This window comes from Colwellia sp. NW0002-52-1 (genome assembly GCF_057550865.1).
Genome location: NZ_BAAJLU010000008.1, coordinates 184,610 through 204,464, shown reverse-complemented (window position 1 = coordinate 204,464; position 19,855 = coordinate 184,610). Strand labels below are relative to the sequence as shown.

At 36.1% G+C, this 19,855-nt stretch carries 18 protein-coding genes; 7 read left to right on the top strand and 11 right to left on the bottom strand.

The features are described 5' to 3' along the window. Window positions 1-754 precede the first annotated feature (754 nt). Window positions 755-1,345, bottom strand: a complete 591-nt coding sequence (locus tag AC27H3_RS10515) for a zf-TFIIB domain-containing protein (RefSeq protein WP_487106001.1) — start codon at window positions 1,343-1,345, stop codon at window positions 755-757. 221 nt (window positions 1,346-1,566) lie between these two features. Between AC27H3_RS10515 and AC27H3_RS10510 the strand changes: the two genes are divergently transcribed. Continuing rightward, window positions 1,567-3,471: an alpha/beta hydrolase family protein gene (locus AC27H3_RS10510; protein ID WP_487106000.1), complete on the top strand. Its 1,905-nt coding sequence runs from the start codon at window positions 1,567-1,569 to the stop codon at window positions 3,469-3,471. A gap of 105 nt (window positions 3,472-3,576) precedes the next feature. Here AC27H3_RS10510 and AC27H3_RS10505 read toward each other — a convergent pair whose 3' ends face one another. Next, window positions 3,577-4,509 (bottom strand): exopolyphosphatase, encoded by a 933-nt coding sequence (locus tag AC27H3_RS10505; RefSeq protein ID WP_487105998.1) that lies wholly within the window; start codon window positions 4,507-4,509, stop codon window positions 3,577-3,579. A 313-nt stretch (window positions 4,510-4,822) separates the two neighbouring features. Here AC27H3_RS10505 and AC27H3_RS10500 point away from each other — a divergent pair, with 313 nt between their 5' ends. The 3 genes from AC27H3_RS10500 to AC27H3_RS10490 all read left to right on the top strand — a co-directional run bounded on the left by AC27H3_RS10500 (window position 4,823) and on the right by AC27H3_RS10490 (window position 7,578). Continuing rightward, window positions 4,823-4,990, top strand: coding sequence for a DUF3545 family protein (locus AC27H3_RS10500; RefSeq protein ID WP_487105996.1), 168 nt, complete (start codon window positions 4,823-4,825; stop codon window positions 4,988-4,990). Window positions 4,991-5,206: 216 nt separating this feature from the next. Then, complete coding sequence (locus tag AC27H3_RS10495) at window positions 5,207-6,511, top strand: inosine/guanosine kinase (protein WP_487105994.1); 1,305 nt, start codon at window positions 5,207-5,209, stop codon at window positions 6,509-6,511. A 161-nt stretch (window positions 6,512-6,672) separates the two neighbouring features. Then, entirely contained in the window at window positions 6,673-7,578 is a 906-nt protein-coding gene (locus AC27H3_RS10490) for a cation diffusion facilitator family transporter (protein WP_487105992.1), read from the top strand. On the opposite strand, the gene AC27H3_RS10485 is transcribed toward AC27H3_RS10490, so the two are convergent. Continuing rightward, window positions 7,575-8,276 carry a hypothetical protein gene (locus tag AC27H3_RS10485; protein WP_487105990.1) on the bottom strand — a complete coding sequence of 234 codons (702 nt, stop codon included), beginning with the start codon at window positions 8,274-8,276 and terminating at the stop codon, window positions 7,575-7,577. The two genes, AC27H3_RS10490 and AC27H3_RS10485, sit on opposite strands and share 4 nt — an antisense overlap. A 396-nt stretch (window positions 8,277-8,672) precedes the next feature. On the opposite strand from AC27H3_RS10485, the gene AC27H3_RS10480 reads away from it, so the two are divergent. After that, window positions 8,673-9,032, top strand: coding sequence for a Rieske 2Fe-2S domain-containing protein (locus AC27H3_RS10480; protein WP_085302424.1), 360 nt, complete (start codon window positions 8,673-8,675; stop codon window positions 9,030-9,032). Window positions 9,033-9,161: 129 nt separating this feature from the next. On the opposite strand, the gene AC27H3_RS10475 is transcribed toward AC27H3_RS10480, so the two are convergent. The 3 genes from AC27H3_RS10475 to AC27H3_RS10465 all read right to left on the bottom strand — a co-directional run bounded on the left by AC27H3_RS10475 (window position 9,162) and on the right by AC27H3_RS10465 (window position 11,705). Next, entirely contained in the window at window positions 9,162-9,773 is a 612-nt protein-coding gene (locus tag AC27H3_RS10475; protein ID WP_487105988.1) for a paraquat-inducible protein A, read from the bottom strand. A gap of 72 nt (window positions 9,774-9,845) precedes the next feature. Further along, complete coding sequence (gene yfbR, locus AC27H3_RS10470; RefSeq protein ID WP_085302420.1) at window positions 9,846-10,451, bottom strand: 5'-deoxynucleotidase; 606 nt, start codon at window positions 10,449-10,451, stop codon at window positions 9,846-9,848. A gap of 39 nt (window positions 10,452-10,490) precedes the next feature. Beyond that, window positions 10,491-11,705, bottom strand: coding sequence for a pyridoxal phosphate-dependent aminotransferase (locus tag AC27H3_RS10465; protein WP_487105986.1), 1,215 nt, complete (start codon window positions 11,703-11,705; stop codon window positions 10,491-10,493). Between the two features lie 271 nt (window positions 11,706-11,976). Here AC27H3_RS10465 and AC27H3_RS10460 point away from each other — a divergent pair, with 271 nt between their 5' ends. Next, window positions 11,977-12,564: a hypothetical protein gene (locus AC27H3_RS10460; RefSeq protein WP_487105984.1), complete on the top strand. Its 588-nt coding sequence runs from the start codon at window positions 11,977-11,979 to the stop codon at window positions 12,562-12,564. A 129-nt stretch (window positions 12,565-12,693) separates the two neighbouring features. On the opposite strand, the gene AC27H3_RS10455 is transcribed toward AC27H3_RS10460, so the two are convergent. Both AC27H3_RS10455 and AC27H3_RS10450 read right to left on the bottom strand, forming a co-directional pair. Beyond that, the gene (locus tag AC27H3_RS10455) at window positions 12,694-14,403 is read right to left on the bottom strand and encodes a proline--tRNA ligase (RefSeq protein ID WP_487105982.1); all 1,710 of its coding nucleotides are present in this window, start codon (window positions 14,401-14,403) and stop codon (window positions 12,694-12,696) included. A 114-nt stretch (window positions 14,404-14,517) separates the two neighbouring features. Further along, window positions 14,518-15,591 (bottom strand): Kelch repeat-containing protein, encoded by a 1,074-nt coding sequence (locus AC27H3_RS10450; RefSeq protein ID WP_487105980.1) that lies wholly within the window; start codon window positions 15,589-15,591, stop codon window positions 14,518-14,520. A 233-nt stretch (window positions 15,592-15,824) separates the two neighbouring features. Here AC27H3_RS10450 and AC27H3_RS10445 point away from each other — a divergent pair, with 233 nt between their 5' ends. After that, a complete protein-coding gene (locus AC27H3_RS10445; RefSeq protein WP_487105979.1) occupies window positions 15,825-16,307 on the top strand; it encodes a GNAT family N-acetyltransferase in 483 nt (160 codons plus the stop codon). Between the two features lie 67 nt (window positions 16,308-16,374). On the opposite strand, the gene AC27H3_RS10440 is transcribed toward AC27H3_RS10445, so the two are convergent. The 3 genes from AC27H3_RS10440 to AC27H3_RS10430 form a co-directional block, all read right to left on the bottom strand. Further along, window positions 16,375-17,670, bottom strand: coding sequence for a putative bifunctional diguanylate cyclase/phosphodiesterase (locus tag AC27H3_RS10440; protein ID WP_487106002.1), 1,296 nt, complete (start codon window positions 17,668-17,670; stop codon window positions 16,375-16,377). 73 nt (window positions 17,671-17,743) lie between these two features. After that, window positions 17,744-18,775, bottom strand: a complete 1,032-nt coding sequence (locus AC27H3_RS10435) for a hypothetical protein (RefSeq protein WP_487105977.1) — start codon at window positions 18,773-18,775, stop codon at window positions 17,744-17,746. 461 nt (window positions 18,776-19,236) lie between these two features. Then, window positions 19,237-19,632, bottom strand: coding sequence for an RNA-binding S4 domain-containing protein (locus AC27H3_RS10430; RefSeq protein ID WP_487105975.1), 396 nt, complete (start codon window positions 19,630-19,632; stop codon window positions 19,237-19,239). Between the last annotated feature and the right edge of the window lie 223 nt (window positions 19,633-19,855).

Sequence of the window (19,855 nt, the reverse complement as noted above, 5' to 3'; positions counted from 1 at the left end):
TGGGGAGTCCAGAGGGGCGTTTGGCGTGCAGCGCCCCTCTGGGTGTTGTCGCCACCGCGACGCCAAGCAGAGATTAAAACTCCAAGCAGTTAAGTTTCAAAAAAAATATTAAAATCATATTAATATTAGACAGATACTCACTCACTGCGAATTGATCGGCTTGGTGCTTGTTTATTGGTTTGGCGTCGGGGTGCCGACTATACCCAAAGAGGGTTAAACGCCGAACCTTCTCTGGACTCACCCGTCGCTGCTGCATTAAACGTATTCCCTCCATGATGCCCAATATTCTCGACGTACGTGAATATTGGTCATCATTCCGGCTTTTAATGAAGCAGACTTGGTGTTTGATTCGATTCTTGAGTTTATATTTTAATGTTTCAAGAAATTAATGTTTTAGATAGTCAAACGACAATAGTAAGTAGGGTCAGATACACATTACTCTTTCACCAAGCCCCTGTAAATTGATCGGACTGGAGCTTGTTTATAAGTATGGCATTGGGGCCGACTAAATCAAAAAGGAGAGGGGAGCTTAGCAGCATTTATACTTCCTTAGCTCTGGAGTTTGTTGGCGCGACTGCATTAAACGAGTTTCCTCCATGATGCTAAATATTACGTTCGTGCGTTTAATGTGGCGTGCTTGGCGTTTGGTTCGACTGTGGAGTTTACTTTTAAAATTTTCTAGCTAATTACATAATTGAACTTATGGGCTAAGTTTAGCCGCTCTGTATTTTACTTACTTTTAGCTTACAAAAGTTTAAAATCCTCTGAATAATATTCTTTTCATATTATATTTATTCAGCATTTTCTCCATCAATTCAAGGTCCGAAACACGATCATTCAACGCATCTAATTTTAGCTCTTGTTTTACCAGCTTATTATCTTGAGCCTGATCTAAACCACCGCTGGCGATAAAGTTTCGAATACTTTGTAACTCGCCTTTGTCTAACCAAACGCCGCAATGTATGCAGGCATCAATTAATACGCCAGAAATCGACTTAAAGTTGCGCCTTGACATAACTTTATGGCAATTTGCACAGGGTAAGTAGTTTTCAGCTTGAGGTAGCCCCGTACGTAAATATTGTGGATTACTTTCAGCATCACGGTAAACGTCAAATTCGGATGTTAAAACTGAAAATTCATCTGGTTGTAACCATAGGCCTTCACATTGATTACATTTATCTAATTCATACTTTCTGTAGTGCTTTATCTGTAAAGGTATGGAACATCGAGGACACGACTTTTGTTTCGTTTCCTCTAATACTTTCATACCACCATTACACATAGGGCAATGAAGTACTTTTGCTTTAACAATATGATTGCATGATGCGCATTGAGATTCAGACATAATGTTCCTTGTTAAATTTAAAAGTGTTTCAAGGTATTCATGTATAACATAAATTTAATTATTTTTGTATTTTGTGACTACGAGTAAACTATATTTATTTGTTAACGTTAAGGGCGGTATAAAAACTAAATTAGCTGCTTTTAAAATCCACTTAAAGAACGTAGTATTAATGAGTTAGCGTAATGGAAAATATAAAAATAATAATAATCAAAGGATTAACTATGAAGCTTTTATTGGCTGTGTCTTTATCTATGATTTGCTACTTTGCTCAAGCAAACAGCAACGTAGATAGTTTTGGCCGACTCCCTTTTGTAACAGATGTACAAATCTCACCTGATGGACAAAAAATTGCTTATCTAAGAGATCTAGACGGTAAGTATGTAGTTGTAACCCAAGCATTAGCTGGTGGTAACCCTACAGTTTTTGGAATGAAAAAAGCGTTGATACGAGGCTTTACATGGGCAAATAATAAAAATGTTTTACTAGATTTAACCATTCCATATTATTCAAGAGGTGATTTTGAAACCTTTACCATGTATAGGTTAGGAGTTCTTGACGTGGAAATTAACGAGGTTAAGTGGATTTTTAACAGTAGTCGTTTTAAGCGCAATATTGGTGCTCCCACTTTAGTTAATAAATTACCTGACGACAATGAACACATTTTGCTTTCATATTATTACGGGAAAATCAATGCGCTGTATAAAGTGAAGCTTGAAGATGGCAGTAGAGAAGAGATATTTAGAGATACTAATGCAAGAAATTGGCTGACAGATAACGACGGTGATGTTTTTCTTTATCGGCTCTACAGCGGTAAGGTGACTAAATGGGTCAATTTATATAGAGATGAATCAGAGGGCGACTTTGAACGGCTTTCTATTTTAAAAGACGGAAAATTGGAAAACTTCACTGAAGTTGTGGTTAGGCTAAGTGAAGATAAAAAAACGCTATATTATTGGCAGAGTAATAAAGACAGTAGGCGAGTATTGGTAAAATCTACGATAGATAAGTTTATTGTTAGTAAAGCCACTACGGTTGCTGAAAGTGATATTTATGATGTAGATAATATTGTTTATGATTACAACAATGCCTATAAAATAGTTGGTACAAAATTAATTGAAGATTATGCTGAATATGATTATCTAGATAATGAACTAGCACAGATTCAAGCTGATCTGAAAGCGACTTATTTGGATACTGAAGTTAATATTACATCTTATGATTTAAAGCGTGAGCGTATTGTAATTAAAACTTCAGGTAGTTCTTATCCGGAAAAATATACGGTTTACGATCGTAAATTAGGTCAGCTAATGCCAGTAGCTGAAGGTTATCCCGCTGTCGACAAAGCTCTTTTAGGTAAAGTTAATCGCTTTGATTATGAAACGAGTGATGAGCAAAAGATCACGGGCTACTTCACTATGCCAGTGTTAAAAACAGATGAAAAACCCCCGCTAATTGTTATGCCTCATGGTGGACCAGAATCTAGAGATGATATGAGCTTTGATTGGATGCGTCAGTTTTATGTAGCTGAGGGCTTTGCTGTTTTTCAGCCTAACTTTAGGGGCTCTTCTGGCTTCGGTAAAAACTTTGCAGAAAGTGGTTACGGACAGTGGGGCCAGGCGATGCAAAGAGATGTTGATGAGGGCGTTAAGTTATTAATAACAGATGGCAAAATAGACCCAAATAGAATTTGTGTTGTGGGTGGAAGTTATGGCGGCTATGTTGCTATGTTTAGCGCTACTAGTAGACAAAATATGTTTAAATGCAGTGTTTCATTTGCAGGCATTAGTAATTTAGGTGATGTTTTCTTACATGAAAAAGAGCAATTGAATTTCTCTGGTTACTTTTCTAAAAGTATTGGTAAACCCGGGGATTATAAAGAGTTACATCAATACTCACCTTACCATTTGGCTTCTAAAGCAACGCTACCTTTGTTATTAATACATGGGAATAATGATACTCAAGTACCTGTATTTCAATCGAATAAAATGCATAAAAAATTAAAAGAATTAGGAAATAATAAAAGTGAGTATATTGAGTTAGAAGGGGAAGACCATTGGTTCTCTAGTGGTAATTCTCGCCGAATATTTTTAGAAGAGTCGTTGAGGTTTATTAATAAGCACATATAAAATAGCAAGGTACATAATATAGTTAACGCTTTTCTATATCGTTATTTAACTCGTATAAAGTATTTACTTTATACGAGTTAGGCTTTTAGATAAGTTTATTGATATTTAGCCATCAGCATTGATTGTAGAAATAAGCTCTGCAAGACATGCTTCATTCTCTTCATGTGGCACTTGGCAAGTACCTGCGGCATTATGGCCACCGCCATTAAATTTAAGCATTAATTCGCCAACATTCGTTTTTGAACTACGGTCAAAAATAGACTTACCTGTCGCAAAAACGGTGTTTTGTTTTTTAAGGCCCCACATAATGTGAATTGAAATATTACATTGTGGAAATAAGGCGTAAATTACAAAGCGGTTACCAGAGTAAATAATTATTTCATCGCGTAAATCTAAGACCACTAAATTACCGTGTACGGTTGCACAGCGCATAATTTGTTCTTTAAAGCTTTCTTCATGTTCAAAGTAAAGCTCAGTACGTTCTTTTACGTCTGGCAATTCAAGTAACTGGTCAATATTATGATCTTTACCAAACTCGATTAAAGCCATCATAAGCTCATAGTTAGAAATTCTAAAATCTCTAAATCGGCCTAAACCCGTGCGAGAATCCATAATGAAATTAAGTAAATCCCAGTCTTTAGCATTTAACACTTCTTCCATGTTAAATTGTGCCGAATCACTTTTGTCAACGGCTGCCATCATACTATCCCAATCTTTTGGAAATGTTTCAGCGCCACCGTAATAATCATAAACAACACGTGCCGCTGATGGTGCCTTAGGGTCTATAACATGATTATCACTTTTTTCATTGCGTATGGTTTCGCTATGATGGTGATCAAAAGCGATATGTACACCTTCAACAAAAGGAAGATTAGTCGAAATATCGTTAGAGCTAATAGGGATAACGCCATCTTGCATGTCTTTTGGATGAACAAAAAGAATGTCGTTAACTAAATTAATATGCTTGAGTAATATAGCGCAAACCAAGCCATCGAAATCACTTCTAGTTACTAAACGATATTTTTTATTTTCTGTCATATATGCTCTCCAATGGGCTTAATTTTCTATTTTTCATCATATTGTTTATTTAAGCATAAATTCTTTTAAATAATTAGCGCTGTTTGTATTTTAGTTTAAATTAATTAACTTATAGCTTAGGCCTTTGTCATTATCACATTCTTACCTATGAAAATGAATTCAATGTAATGGAGTAAAAGAGAATTTAAAAAAATAGATAGCCAATGGTGAGTTCAAATAACTTTAGCTGGTATTTAAATTGTCATATTTCGTTCAAATAACTGAAACACAAACTTATTAATTTAAAGATAAATTATTTAAATGAGTATGTGTTATGCAATATAAAGAAAAGTATTTAGATGAAGTAGACGATTATGCTGAGTTTCAACAGAAAAAAAATAGCAAGCAGTCAAAGCGTAAATGGCGCGAAATTGAAGCATTAAAAGAGCAAAAAAGAATGCAAAGAGAAATCGAGTCGTATGACGATTATGTAATGCATTGATCTTTATTTCAATTATTAATTGAAGAGCGTTAATTTAGAGCTTTGTCTTGAATTATAAAACGCTCTTTAGCTAATTTTTAAGCAACTATAAAATTACAATTTAGCGATAAGTACAAACTTATAGACATTTCTGTGTTATTTCATGTGATGTGCTCTGGTCAAACCAAATAGCAATACGGTATAATTCGTTTTTTGCCATTAACCGTGTATTGCTTCATGAAGTTTCCTGGACGACGTCAACATAGACATTATTTCCCTGTCGATCATAAAAACCCACTAACAAACCAAGTAAACGCTAGCGCTAATGCTAAGCAAAATTACATTGTGGGTATTGATCAAGTTTTAGTCGATATAGAAGCGAAAGTAGATCAAGCTTTTTTAGATGAATTCGGCCTTCAACGTGGTATGTCTCAAGTTATTTCAGACGAGGTTACTCAGCGTCTTTATCAACGCTTAAAAGATGAGTCGCTAATAAATTATGAATTTGCGGGAGGCACAATTGGTAACACTATGCACAACTATTCTGTGCTTGCTGATGACCGCTCGGTATTGCTTGGCGTAATGTCTAAAAATATTCATGTTGGTGATTACGCTTATCGTTTTATCAGTAATACTTCATCGCGTGTTGATCTTAATTACCTTCAACCGGTAGATGGGCCTATTGGTCGCTGCTTTACATTGATAGATGATACCGGAGAACGTACATTTGGTATTAATGCTGGCTTAATTAACCGTTTACATCCTGACTCTATCGACGAGTCATTAATTGCTGGAGCTTCAGCATTAGTTATTAGTTCGTATTTAATGCGCACACAGCCCGGCGATACCATGACTGAAGCTGCTGTTAAAGCCGTTAAGTGTGCAAATGCTGCCGGTGTACCTGTTGTACTAACGTTAGGCACTAAATTTTTAATCGAAGAAGAGCCTGAGTTTTGGCGTAATTTTGTGCAAAAATATGTCAACATTCTAACAATGAATGAAGAAGAAGCCTTGGCTATTACGGAAATTGAAGATCCGCTGCTTGCCGCCAATAAATGCCTCGATTGGGTAGATATGGTTATTTGTACTGCTGGAAAAGATGGTTTATACATGGCAGGTTACGTTGACGATGCCTTTAAACGAGAAAGTGAGTATCCATTACTTTCAGGCGAAATACATGAATTTAATCGTTATGAATATTCTCGCCCTATGTTTTTAAAAGATTGTAAACAACCTATTCGCATATATACACATTCTGCACCTTATATGGGCGGCCCTGAAAGTATTAAAAATACTAACGGTGCTGGTGATGCAGCGCTTGCTGCAATATTGCATGATTTAAGTGCTAATGTTTATCATAAAAACACAGTTTCAAATTCCAGTAAACATCAACAGCCTGCGTTAACTTATTCTTCATTATCTCAAATGAGTAAATATGCAAACAGAGCAAGTTATGAGGTATTAGTGCAGCACTCCCCGCGTTTATCTCGTGGTTTACCTGAACGTGAAGACAGCTTAGACCAAGCTTATTGGGCGCAGTAATTAAAATGTTCTGTAATGTACAATTGTAGTTTATGTTTTTAATGTACAATTGTACTGATTATTTATTTTGAATAAATAAGACTACATCAGCTGCGCTTTTCGACGACATATGACGCAGCAATTTCAATTAATCTCCATAATGAGAGTATTAACTTTTTCGCATGACAACTATTACTACCCATAAAGCATCACAACGGCGCTTACTTATTGCACTGGCTATTACCAGTGTATTTATGCTGTTACAGCTGGCCGGTGCCTTCTATGCTAATTCCTTAGCTGTTTATGCTGATGCTGGGCATTTGTTTGTGCATAACAGTTCTTTGTTTATTGCGCTAATAGCCTCAACTTTAGCGATTAAGTTTGGCCGAACCTTTAGTGATGGTTATCAACGGTTAGAGTTATCAGGTGGTTTAATTAACGGCACGTTATATATCTTGATCAGTTGTTGGATTTTACTGCAAGGTGCCGACAGAATATTTGGTCATGAGCATCATGATGAACATGAAATAAATACTTTTGTTATGTCCTCAGTTGCATCGTTAGGCTTTTTGTTTCATGGTGCATCGGCCTATATTTTATATAAAGGCCGCAAAGATAGCGTGAACGTATATGCTGTTTTTTTACATACTTTTTTTGATTTACTGTCAACTATCGTGACTTTTGCCACCAGTATTATTATTTATGCTACTGGTTGGACGGTTGTTGACTCTTTATCTAGCGTACTTATTTCTATATTTGTACTATTTACCGGCTCTAAGTTGCTTTATAAATGTATTAAAGGACTGTTTTTCAACCGTGTGCGCTTACCCGCACTGAAAAAAATTGAAACAGCTTTACAGCAAGTAGACCATATCGACAATGTGCATAACTTAATTGTAAAAAGTGATAATGGTGAAGTGGTTGTTGGTGCACATATTGTGTTAAAACATCAATGTACATTAGAGAAACATGACGAAATTTGTCGTTTTCAAGTTGAACGTGTTTTAAAAGAGCAGTTCGATATTACAACCAGTGTATTGCAAATTGAAACCGCAGGTTGCCAGCATCATGGGCAAAACACACACTAATATATTTTTGAATAACACTCATTCATTTGCTGCCTATAAATCTGTTCAGTAAGATTAGCTTGATAAGCGCTTTTTACTGCGTTTTTTATCAGCGGAAGGTTGCTGATTAAAGCAGACTTTTTTGAAAGGTGTAATCCTAGCTCTTTGTCACCAAGGTAAAAAGCATCAGCTATTAATTCATTGCTCATGTTTTCATGATATAAAGCATACTCAAGTCCAATTTTAGAGCCAACGACAGCGTTTATACGCTTTAATTTTAGCAACTTAATCGCTTGGCTATAGCTACTAACGTTAACTTTTTTCAATAGCCTGTCTTGATCAAATTTTTTATTAAATTGTGCACTTCTGATCACCCCAATACTGTCGAGCTGATATAAATCTTTATAATGTTTCACTGTGGTACCAGGTTGAGTAATAACCAAAACCTTTGCCATAGAAAGTGGGCCAATGTATTCAATGTTTTCAGCAACGGTATTATTTTTAAATAATATTGCTAAATCAAGCTGGCCTGTTTTCAATGAATTTAAAATTCTAGCGTAAGGGAGTCTAGCTAATGTGAAATCTTCTTCAAGATTGTTGACTACTTTTTCAATAGCTAGCACCCCAACACCTTTACATTTTGGCTGCTCATCAAAGCCATTAAAAGGTGAGAATGGCGGCACACTGAAGTTAATGCTTTTATCGCTAGCAAGTGACATGGTATGTATCATAGTAAGCGATAAAAAAATAAAGACTGATATATAATAATGTTGTTTCAAGGTAAAACTACCTAGTCAAATTTTTATTGATTATCTAAAGGTAGTATTACTTATTGTTTAAGACAATTTCAAGAGTATTAAATTTTAATCAATTAGCAGAAATAACTGAGTGATTGTAATTTTTTCGCTGTGATTAGTAGCTGTGATTAGTAGCTGAGAGTGGCTAGTTTATTCATTATTTTATGGAAGAACTGCTATTTATTGCCAGTATAAAATAAATTACAAGCCGTTAGCCTGCAATATTTACGTTCTTCATAACCATTAATCATACTTGAATAAGATAATAAACATGACAAAATATAAGCTTGTTATACTAAAGAATATTTGGAAATAATTTTGCTAACATTAGATAAGTACTACCCCGCAGGCGGCCAGGTAGCAGATGAAATTAAGCTTGCAGATCTTAAGACAACTCAGCGTGAAGATGTTCTATTTGCGATGGCGAAGTTACCATATTCAAGCACAGAAAAGCCTGTTGTTATCTATCGGCAGCTGCTAGCCAATGGTGAAATAGAGTATCGTACTATTTCAGCAAAGTGCCCACATCAAGGTGCTGATATAAGCCTTGATGAACTCAAACCAGACGGCAATGTATATTGCTCTTTGCACCGCCGCCCTATATGTATATTCAGCGAGTACAATCGTGCTTACTTAACTGTGAAACGTGGAGACGACTTTTACATTATTAAAAATTAAAGGCCTGAATACCCAAAAGCTGCATCAGTATTTTTCGTCACCAGCAAAATATTATTGCGCTTTAGCACCACTAGCCACATGGCCTAATTTTAGTCAGTGTTATTTATAATAGGTGGGTTAGGTTAATTATTACTCGTCAATAGCTTTAATCACAGCTGATGGTTTTGCTGTCGCTAAAACTTTTGTACCAATGCTACTGCTACTTATTGCTGTGCCTAATAAAGACAATAAACAATAGCTAGTAAAGTAATAAAAGCCTGGCCCCAAAGCAGACAAAGTTTCGCTACTAATAATAAAGTCTAACTTGAAACCAAAAATTGCCATTTGTTGTTGTGTCGCGGTTTCCGCATGATTTGTAGATAACACAGCAAGGAAAATAGCGACTACAAAGACATCAGCCATCGACCACTTACCAATTTTGCTAATAATGCTATAAACCATAACTTCAAGCCTGGTATGCTTTTTTATGTAAGCTAGGGTAAGCAATATAAACTTGATCACTGGAATACAAATTGAAAAAGCAAAAATTAATGCGGCAACTAATAAGCGTTCATCTTGCCAAAGTTCTTGTACTGTCTGTAATAAAGATAAGTTTTTATCAATTAATGTATTGGTAACTTTTGCACCACTAACGTTTGCTGTCATCGCCATATTTAGCGAAAACATAGGTAAAAATATACCCGGAATAAATAACGCTATAGCGACAAGGTTAATCAAAAAGCCTAGATGTTTTTTTATCATAATATTTTATGGTTTTTCTCATTTAATTATTTTTAATAAGCGTATGAATGTTTAACTAGGTGCACGTTGCTACTATTTTTTAATTTGCACTTCGGTAAGCTTATCTACTGTTGTAGAGCAAGATTTAAGGAAAACCGACAAAAAATATTCAACTTCAGGCATTTGTTGCTTTAGGCTGGTTAACTTTAACTCTAAACGTTCTTTTACGTGATCAAACTCATGATTTTGGTGGTTCAATTCATCAAGTGCTTTAATATACGCCACTAATATGTCGGCGGCTTTAACAATTTTTTTGTATTGTTCGTCTACATTATCTTGCACAATAATATCTGAAAAAACAGCTTGAAACTCTTCAGGTAAAGACTCAAGGCATTGTTTTTCCGCAATATACTCTATTTTTTTAAACTCACGTGCGATCTCTGGGTTTGCATATTTGGTTGGGCTTACAATGTCACCAAACCTTGTTTCACTAGCTTCATGATAAAGTGCAACGGTAGCAACTTTATCGGCATTTATGTTTCCTGAAAATTTTTCATTTTTAATTACCGCTAATAAATGCGCAACAATCGCTACCTGATGAGAGTGTTCTGCAACATTCTCTGGTTTAACGCAAAACATTAATGCCCAGCGTTTGATAAGTGGCATTCTAAACATCCAAGCGAGAAAAGTACTTTGCATATTAAAACCTTAAGTAAAACTATAAATAAGTATTAAAAATTATTGGCGGTAAGTGCTAAAAAAGTTAGCTAACCTTTCCATTGCTTGTTTTAATTCATCTACATGCGGTAAAAACACTAAACGAAAGTAATTTTTTTGTTGAATATTAAAAGCACTGCCATGTACGAGCAATATTTTTTCTTGCTTGAGTAAATCTAATATCATTTTTTCATCATTGCTGATGTTGAACTTTTCTTGATCCACTTTAATGAATAAATACAAAGCGCCCATTGCGGGGTGGCAAGAAAGACCGTCAATCTCATTTATCATTTTGTGTGCTAAGTTACGTTGCTTGAGTAAACGACCATCGCCATGAATGAGTTCGTTAATACTTTGGTAGCCACCCAGTGCTGTTTGAATAGCATGTTGACAGGGCACATTGGCACATAAGCGCATGGAAGCAAGTATATTTAAACCTTCTAAATAATCTTCGGCATGAGATTTAGGACCAGAAACAACCATCCAACCAGCGCGGAATCCTGCTATGCGATAGTTTTTAGATAACCCCCCCATAGTAATAATCAATACGTCATTTGCTAAACTTGCCGTTGGAATATGCTTAGCTTGATCATAAAGAATTTTATCGTAAATCTCGTCACTGAATATGATCAAGTTATGTTCACGTGCAAGCGAGATAATACCCTGAAGAATTTCTTCACTGTAAACCGCGCCAGTGGGGTTATTTGGGTTTATTAACACTATGGCTTTGGTTTTAGGTGTTATTTTATTCGCCATATCTTCTAAGTCAGGAAACCAGTGGTTTTCATCGTCACAATGATAATGTATTGGCTCACCACCAGAAAGCGCAACTGCTGCTGTCCATAAGGGGTAGTCAGGCGCTGGAATTAACACTTCATCTTCGTCGTTCAACAAACCTTGCATGGCCATAACAATAAGTTCGCTAACACCATTACCAATATAAATATCGTCAACACTGACATCTAAAATGCCATTTTGTTGAAAATATTGCATTACAGCTACACGTGCAGGGTATATACCTTTTGATTCACAATACCCTTGGGCCGTGGGTAAGTTGCGAATAACATCTTTTAAAATATCATCGGGAGCTTCAAAACCGAATGGGGCAGGGTTACCAATGTTGAGTTTTAAAATTTTATGACCTTCATCTTCTAAACGTTTGGCTTCAGCAGCAATTTGTCCACGAATTTCATAGCATACGTTTTTTAATTTTGAAGATTTACTGATAATTTTCATAATGGCGGTCTTATAAATGATAAAAGTGAATTAACGTTACCGTGCTCGTTAATATGAAACAGAAAATGAAGCTAAAGCAAAACTGATAGTCATTGAATGTACGTTATTTAAATTAATGTTCTTAATCCCATTGTTGCGAATATTAGCCAATTTTGAAACAGTTACTTGCAACTTTTTTATAGTAAATAGTGAATAATTACGCCATCTTGTTATTAAGAGGAATTTTTCGGGCATACATTCAGGAAAACTTACACTAACGAGGAGACTAATAATGCCTTTACCTTTATTGTGGCTAGGTGCTGCCGCTTCTGTTTTAGCCGTAAAAACATTGGCTGATGATAGAAAACGTCAACAAGGTTATCGTGCTAATAGGTTTCGAGCGAAAACTCTTGCTGATCTTGAAAGACATGAGTCGCCAATTGCTATCTATCCTACTGATATGTTTTACACTGAACAACTTGTTAAGCCTGAGATTGGGGCGATTGTTTGTTGTGGTATTGGTGGGATTTTAGAGCACAGTGGAATTTGGATTGGTGACAATACTATTGTTGAAGTTGATGGTAATGGTTTAATTAAAGCAGTATCTGTGCAAAGGTTTACTCAAACACGCTCCGGAGATGGAATTTTTATTGCCTGTGATTCATTAGGTAGGCCTTTGGTGAGTGAATTAGCCGCACAAAAAGCCATTGAACAAATTTATCAGGTAATTAATTATCATTTGTTTAATAACAATTGTCATCAATTTATTTGGCAGTGTTTCCAAGCAGATGTTAAGCCAATAACCACGTTTAAAGCATTATCGTTAAATATTGCAAAATTGTTTGACCGCGTGATTTATTGGGATAAATGTGATTGCTAGCAGAGTTGTATAGAGCTTTGCAGAGATTAGGTAAACTTACCTAAGTATCAGTTAATACCTAAATAAAAACGGCCTTGCAAGTTATGCAAAGCCGTTCTCTTTATTTATAAAAGTGCGTAAAAATAAACATTATGCAAATAACGACATTACATCGGCAATGGCTAACATCGACTTTTCACCAGTAATTCGGTTCTTCACTTCAATTTCTTGGTTGTCTAAATTACGTTCACCAATAACAAGTAACAATGGTGTACCTATTAATTCGTGATCGGCAAACATTACACCAGGGCGCTCTTTACGATCGTCAAATATAACTTCAATGCCGGCGCTTTGTAGCTGCTCGTATAACGCCTCTGCGGTTTCTTTAACCCGTGCAGATTTTGCCATGTTCATTGGCACAACCGCTACTTGATATGGTGCAATAGCAGCAGGCCATTTAATACCATATTTATCATGGTTTTGCTCAATAGCTGCAGCCACAATACGTGAAACACCTATGCCGTAACAACCCATGGTTAAAATTTGGTTTTTACCTGCTTCAGTTAATACGCCGCAGTTCATTGCTTGTGCATATTTATCACCAAGTTGGAAAATATGGCCAACTTCAATACCACGTTTTATTTCTATATTACCTTGTCCACACGGGCTAGGGTCACCAGCAACAACGTTTCGTAAATCGGCAACAGTGTAACTTGTGGTATCACGATCCCAGTTTACACCGGTTAAATGCACGTCGTCTTTATTTGCGCCACACACAAAATCAGCTAAGTGCGCGGCACTTCTATCAACAATAACTTCGATGTTTAAACCTACAGGGCCAATAGAGCCTGCATTGCAGCCCGCAGCAGCTACAAGCTGTTCGTCGGTCGCAAAAGTTAATGGTGAAGCAACCTGTGTTAGGTTCTCGGCTTTAACTTCATTTAATTGATGGTCACCACGTAATACTAGCGCAACAATCGGCGTTTCGTTTTCTTTTGTTGATGTACCTTGCACTAACAGTGTTTTAACTGTGGTTGTGGCATCAATCGATAATAATTTAGCGACATCGTCTATTGTACGAGCATTAGGTGTTGCAACTTCTGTCATCGTTTGTGTCGGTGCAGCTCGATCGCCTGCTGGCGCTAAAGCTTCAGCTTTTTCAACGTTTGCTGCAAAATCAGAACCGTCACTAAAGGCGATGTCGTCTTCACCTGAATCAGCTAACACGTGAAACTCATGTGACGCTTCGCCGCCAATAGAGCCAGTATCAGCAATTACTGGACGGTAATCTAAACCTAAACGGTCGAAAATACGACAATAAGCGTCAAACATCGCTTGGTAAGTTTTGTCTAAACACGCACTATCTAAATGAAACGAGTAGGCATCTTTCATTAAAAATTCACGACCACGCATAACGCCGAAACGAGGACGTATTTCATCACGAAATTTAGTTTGTATTTGAAATACGTTTAGCGGTAGCTGTTTGTAGCTATTTATTTCGTTCGCAACAAGTTTAGTGATCACTTCTTCGTGCGTTGGCCCTAAAACAAAAGAGCGATTGTGGCGGTCATTAATACGCAGAAGTTCTGGGCCGTAATCTTCCCAACGACCAGATTCTTCCCATAAGTCTGCCGGTTGTACCATTGGCATTAATACTTCAAGTGAACCTGCACGTTCCATTTCTTCACGAACAATGTTTTCAACTTTGCGTAAAACTTTTAAGCCGGTGGGCAACCAAGTATATAAACCTGATGCGACGTTACGTACTAAACCAGCACGTAACATTAATTGATGACTGATAACTTCAGCGCTAGCAGGGGTTTCTTTCAAAGTTGAAAGTAAATATTGGCTTGTACGCATTGAGAAAAAATTCCATTAGTAAGCGAGTATAAATATGAGGTGTATTCTATCAGGGCAATTTCACACGAAAAAGGTTTTAATTGCCCAATAGGTAAATATTATTGATAAGCTTAGTTAATAACGATTAATCGTATTAAGAACTTGTTGTTTTTTGCCCATACCACCTAAGGTAAATAACTCGCCATTTAATTCTAACAAAGCTCTATGATCCATGGTTGCAGTATCCGTGGTGGTTATTAGCCATTGTGCAGCTTTAATATTGTAACGCCATATTTGATCGCTTGGCTCGGAAGGCATACCATTATAGCCAATGCCATTATAGTTATACGGGTTGTTACTCCCACCAATAAAGACGATTTCTTTGTTGTTTGTATTACTAACTATACCTTTTGCGGCCATACGATAACGAGACTCGCCTGTTGGGTGTTCCACTTTAAACCAAGCAATTTTGTGAGGAGTTTGGCTATCAATTTCACCTCGATAGCAGGCTGTTTCTGCTGCATAACTTCGACGTTTATTAAGGTGTACGTCAACTCTAACGCCATCGCAAACTAATATAGTATTATCAACAATGCCGCCAGCATGGCCAAAAACCGCCTTACCAGGAAACGGTGATGCCTGTTGCCATTTATCGGTTTTAGTGTCATATACCTGTACTAAATTTACATTACCATCGTTATGCCAACCACTAATTAAATAGATATATCGATTGTTATAAGGCAAGGCAATAGTGTCATCTACAGGCACTGGCATAGGAGCTAAAGCTTGGTATTTATCGCTTAATACATGATAAGCATAAACGTCGGGCACCGAAACTTCACTATGATCTTTAGCGACCGTGTAGCCACCAAAAACGTAAGCTGTTTCATCAATAGCGGTTGCTACACTCGCTAAACGTCCTACTAAACCGTTAATAGGCTTTGCTATTGGTACCGGTGATTTTTCCAACCATTTGTTTTTACTAACATCAAAAGCAAAAGTACGATTATGCACATCTTGATAGCCTTTGTTGGTCCCTAAACCACTAAACGAAATCCAGTACCAATTACTGTTTACTTTAACTTGTACTACACCGTTATTGCTAACAGGCACTGGTATTGCACTTAACTGAGTTTGCGTTGCTGCATAAACTATAGGGTTAATAAGCAATGTTAAAAATGCCCAAAGCGGCAAATTAAGTCTGGTCATAATATTAAACTCTTTTTTGTAAACTAAAATGATAACAATGCCGTTAGCCTAGCAAATAACACTTTCAGGCTATAGTATTATTCGCGGATAAATATATCGGGGTAGGGCAAATAAGCGGCTGAGTTTATTTTATCGTCACTTAGCATGATATTGTGTTAATTAAGGGTATTGCCAAAGTATTGCGTATAGCTGAACAATGTATTTATTATTTGTATCGTACAAAGGAGATTTATATGAATGTATCTGTAATTACCGCGGATTATTATAACAAGCAACAGGCAAATGATGTAATGATATGTTTGTCTGCATACGCCCTTGATCCCATGGGGGGCGGTGAATGCTTGTCAACATATACACAGCATAATTTAATTGAGAAGTTACAACAGCAAAATAATGTTTTCAGCGTATTGTGTTATGTAGATGATAAAGTTGCAGCGTTAGCAAATTGTGTGGAAGGTTTTTCAACATTTAGTGCAAAACCTTTAATTAATTTTCATGATATTGTTGTGCTTAAAGAGTTTAGAGGGCGCGGCCTAACCACGTATTTATTTGATTATGTAGAACAAATTGCTATTGATAAAGGCTGTTGTAAATTAACCTTAGAAGTACTTGAAGGAAATATTGTTGCAAAAAAGGCTTATGAAAAAGTAGGGTTTAGCGGCTATGAGCTGGATCCAAAAATGGGCCAAGCAGTATTCTGGCAAAAAAAACTATAAGACATTAAAGCTTTAATTATAGCCAAAACAGCTTATTCATTATAACTATCATAGCCTGCTACCGTATTTACCGTTTCGCTTGCCAGTTATTAATTAGTGCAAGCGTCTGCTTTGCGTCGACTGCCTCAGCATAATAAAACCCTTGGCCGTAAGTCGTTTTTAACTCTCTAAAAATATCAACATGTTTTGCTAGTTCGATACCTTCAACCGTTGTTTCAAAATTAAAACTTTCCGCTAAAGTTAAAATGCATTGTAAAACCGCCATAGCTTGTTCGTTATCAGGGGTATCGAGTTGACAAACAAATGAACGATCGATTTTAAGCTCATCGAGCGGAATTTTTTGTAAATAAGATAACGATGAATAGCCAGTACCAAAATCGTCAAGTGCAATACGAACGCCTAACTTTTGCAATTGTTTAAGAATATTTAAAACATGGTCTGTATTGGCTATCATAGCGGATTCAGTCAATTCAATTTCTAATCGCTGGGGCGCTAATTTATAGTCAGTTAATGTCTGACTTATTAATTCGAAAATACCATAATTGTTGAACTGTAAAGGTGAAAAATTTACAGCAATTTTTAAATGTGGAGGCCAAGTCAGGGCATCTTTACATGCCTGATTCAATATAAATTCACTTAATACATTAATAAAGCCACTTTCTTCTGCCAATGGAATAAAGTCAATAGGAGATACCATGCCTAGTGCTGGGTGTTGCCACCTCGCTAACGCTTCGAAGCCTGCGAGTTCACCTGTAGTCAAATTAATTTGAGGTTGATAATGCACAAAAAACTCGTTATTAGATATTCCTTTTTTCTTGTCTGAAAGTAAACTTAACTTTTGTTGTGCTTGCTGCTCCATTGATTTTTCAAAAAAGCAATAAGTGCCTTTGCCAGACGCTTTAGCTGCGTATAATGCTAGATCGCAAAACTTAAATAAATCGTCGCCAGACTGTGTATCTTGTGTGGTAAAAGCAATACCGATACTGGCAAAAATCTCAATGCGATGTTCATTAATATCCCACGGAATAGTTAACGTTTTTAAAATATTTTCAGCGTATGAACGCACTGCTGATTTTTCCATTATTTGAGTATGTACAATTGCAAACTCATCGTCACCTAACCTAATGAGTATACTTTCAGGTTTAAGTACTGTGGTTAATCTCCGTGCTACTTCTTGTAATAATTGATCCCCCATTGTATGACCGAATGAATCGTTAACAATTTTGAAACTATCCAGATCAATCAGCATCAAGGTACATGCCGTGTTAGTTTTTCTATCAGAAAATATCGACGCCATTACGTTATTAAATTGATGACGATTACCTAAGTTAGTTAAGCTATCGGTATTAGCAAGATTAAGGATTTCTTTTTCTCTTAATTTAGCATTGGTTACATCAGAGCCAACCCCTCGCCAACCAATAAACTTGCCATTGTTATCAGTTAGCCGTTATAGACCACCATCTATTTTTATTTTGTATGATGATAGGTAAAATTAAGTTTTTAAATGCTTTTTTATCTTGGATTTTACGCTCTAATAGATTCAAGGCTATTGTGCCTTCGCTCGTATTAACGCGAGAAGAAATAATAGCTATAAGTTCTTTACCATCTAAAGCTTCTTGGCTTGTATTCATCATTTGAGCTAAACGCACTGAAGTATGCTGCAAGCGACCAAATTTGTTGATTTCCCAAAGCCAATCACTGGCATTTTCTTCAAAGTCGTTAAGTAAAAGCCCCATGACTTGGCGTTGATTTTCTATTTTGGTTTCAGCATCTAAATTAGACAAAAACATTCGAGAGCATACCAATACTGTTGTTGACAAAATTAAACCAAAAAAGCTTACCAGTATGATCAAAAACCCATAATTTCCAATAGAGGTATTAGGTAGTAATATGATAACGCCACTGCAAAAAATAAATACCCATGCGAGGCCAGCTGCAGGTAAAAACGAGAACATCCAACTACCTGTCGAAACGAAAGCAGCCATGACCGCGGTGAGTAACAATCGGCCTTCTTCGTTGGTTATTCCAAACAAATAGGCGGCCATACTGACATGTAGCAATGCGGCTGCAGATAAGTCAAAAATTAATGTTTCAGAGGCATAATTAGGCAGGGGTTTATTCTTATTAATAGGTCTTAACTTCATCCAGAGTCCAATATTAATCATTGCAATGGACCATAACGTTATAAACCAAATGATGAAAACAGTGTTACTTATATCTCCCCAAAAGGTTAGCGTTAGCGATGTAAGCATATTGCCAAGGCTACTTAATGGTAACTGTTGAACAACAGCATGATATTGACGAGCTTTATAAGATTTTTTTAATGCTGAATTGGATGTTGGTAAATTAAAACAAGCTTGAATTTCACGGGTAAAATTTTTGTATAATTTAGCAATAAAAGGCTGACTAACTGTAATATTTTGGCGTTTGGCAAAAAACGATGTTAACTTTTTTATATTTAGTACCATGCTTAAAATGCATTCCTAAGCCAACATGTCGAAATTATAAAATACAAGTTGGTTAAACAAGTATTGTTTAGAAGATAATATTGTTTGAATTCTGAGCGCCTATTATAGCTTTTATCTTTATTAGCATATTATTTTATAAATACGCCTATAACATTGCTACGCTATTACCTTGAGTTTAGCAAAACAGAAATAAAAAACACGGGCATATTTAATTTTCTCTTAAATAAATATGTTTATATAAAGTAGGGTCAGATACACATTAATTGATTTTGGTGTCTAGGGTAATTGTAAAGAGGGAATATTGAGCCCAAAGTTTGGCTATGTTGCTCGTTTTAGAGGTGATCAGGCTACTAAAATTTAATGTGTATCTGACCCTACTTTATTCTTTTTGTCTCTTGCAAAGCAAAGAACTCGTGGTTAAATACCTTAAGTTTTTACCATAAAAAGAGCCCTGAATGTATTTAAAAAGAAATAGGTTTACGTTTTGAACGGGGAGTATCATTTACTTGAGCAGCTTGTTGCTGGTTATCGGTTTTAGCTTTTTTATTCTTAGTTTTCTTAAACGCACTTTGTTTGGTAAGTGTTTTCTCGGCTTTTATTTTTGTTGTTACAGGCGAATCTTCTTTATCAAGTTTCACTACATTAACCTGAATAATTTCACCATTAAATTCTACAATATCAGCATGGTAGACTTTTTTACGCTTTTGAAATTCAACTTCGTTGTTTAATAATACATAACCTTCGCTGATCACTATTTTAGCTTCGCCACCACCGCCAACCATATTGGCAATTTTTAAAAGTTTACAAAGTTCGATGGGTTGTATTGAAACATCAATATTATTAATAATGTCAGTCATGGTGATCTTTAAAAATTGAAGTAAAAAACAATTATAACTGAGTTAGTTAGCGCTGTCGTGTTTGCTGAATACATTAGTACAGTATTGGCTAGTTTTAATTAATTAACCTAGGATTAAAACGGGTTCAATATCTGGTCTTGCTGGGCATAATTTAGTGTCTTATTAATAGATGTTTATGCATCGCTCTGGAGTAAAACGATGCCTATATAGTGACTAAGGCATC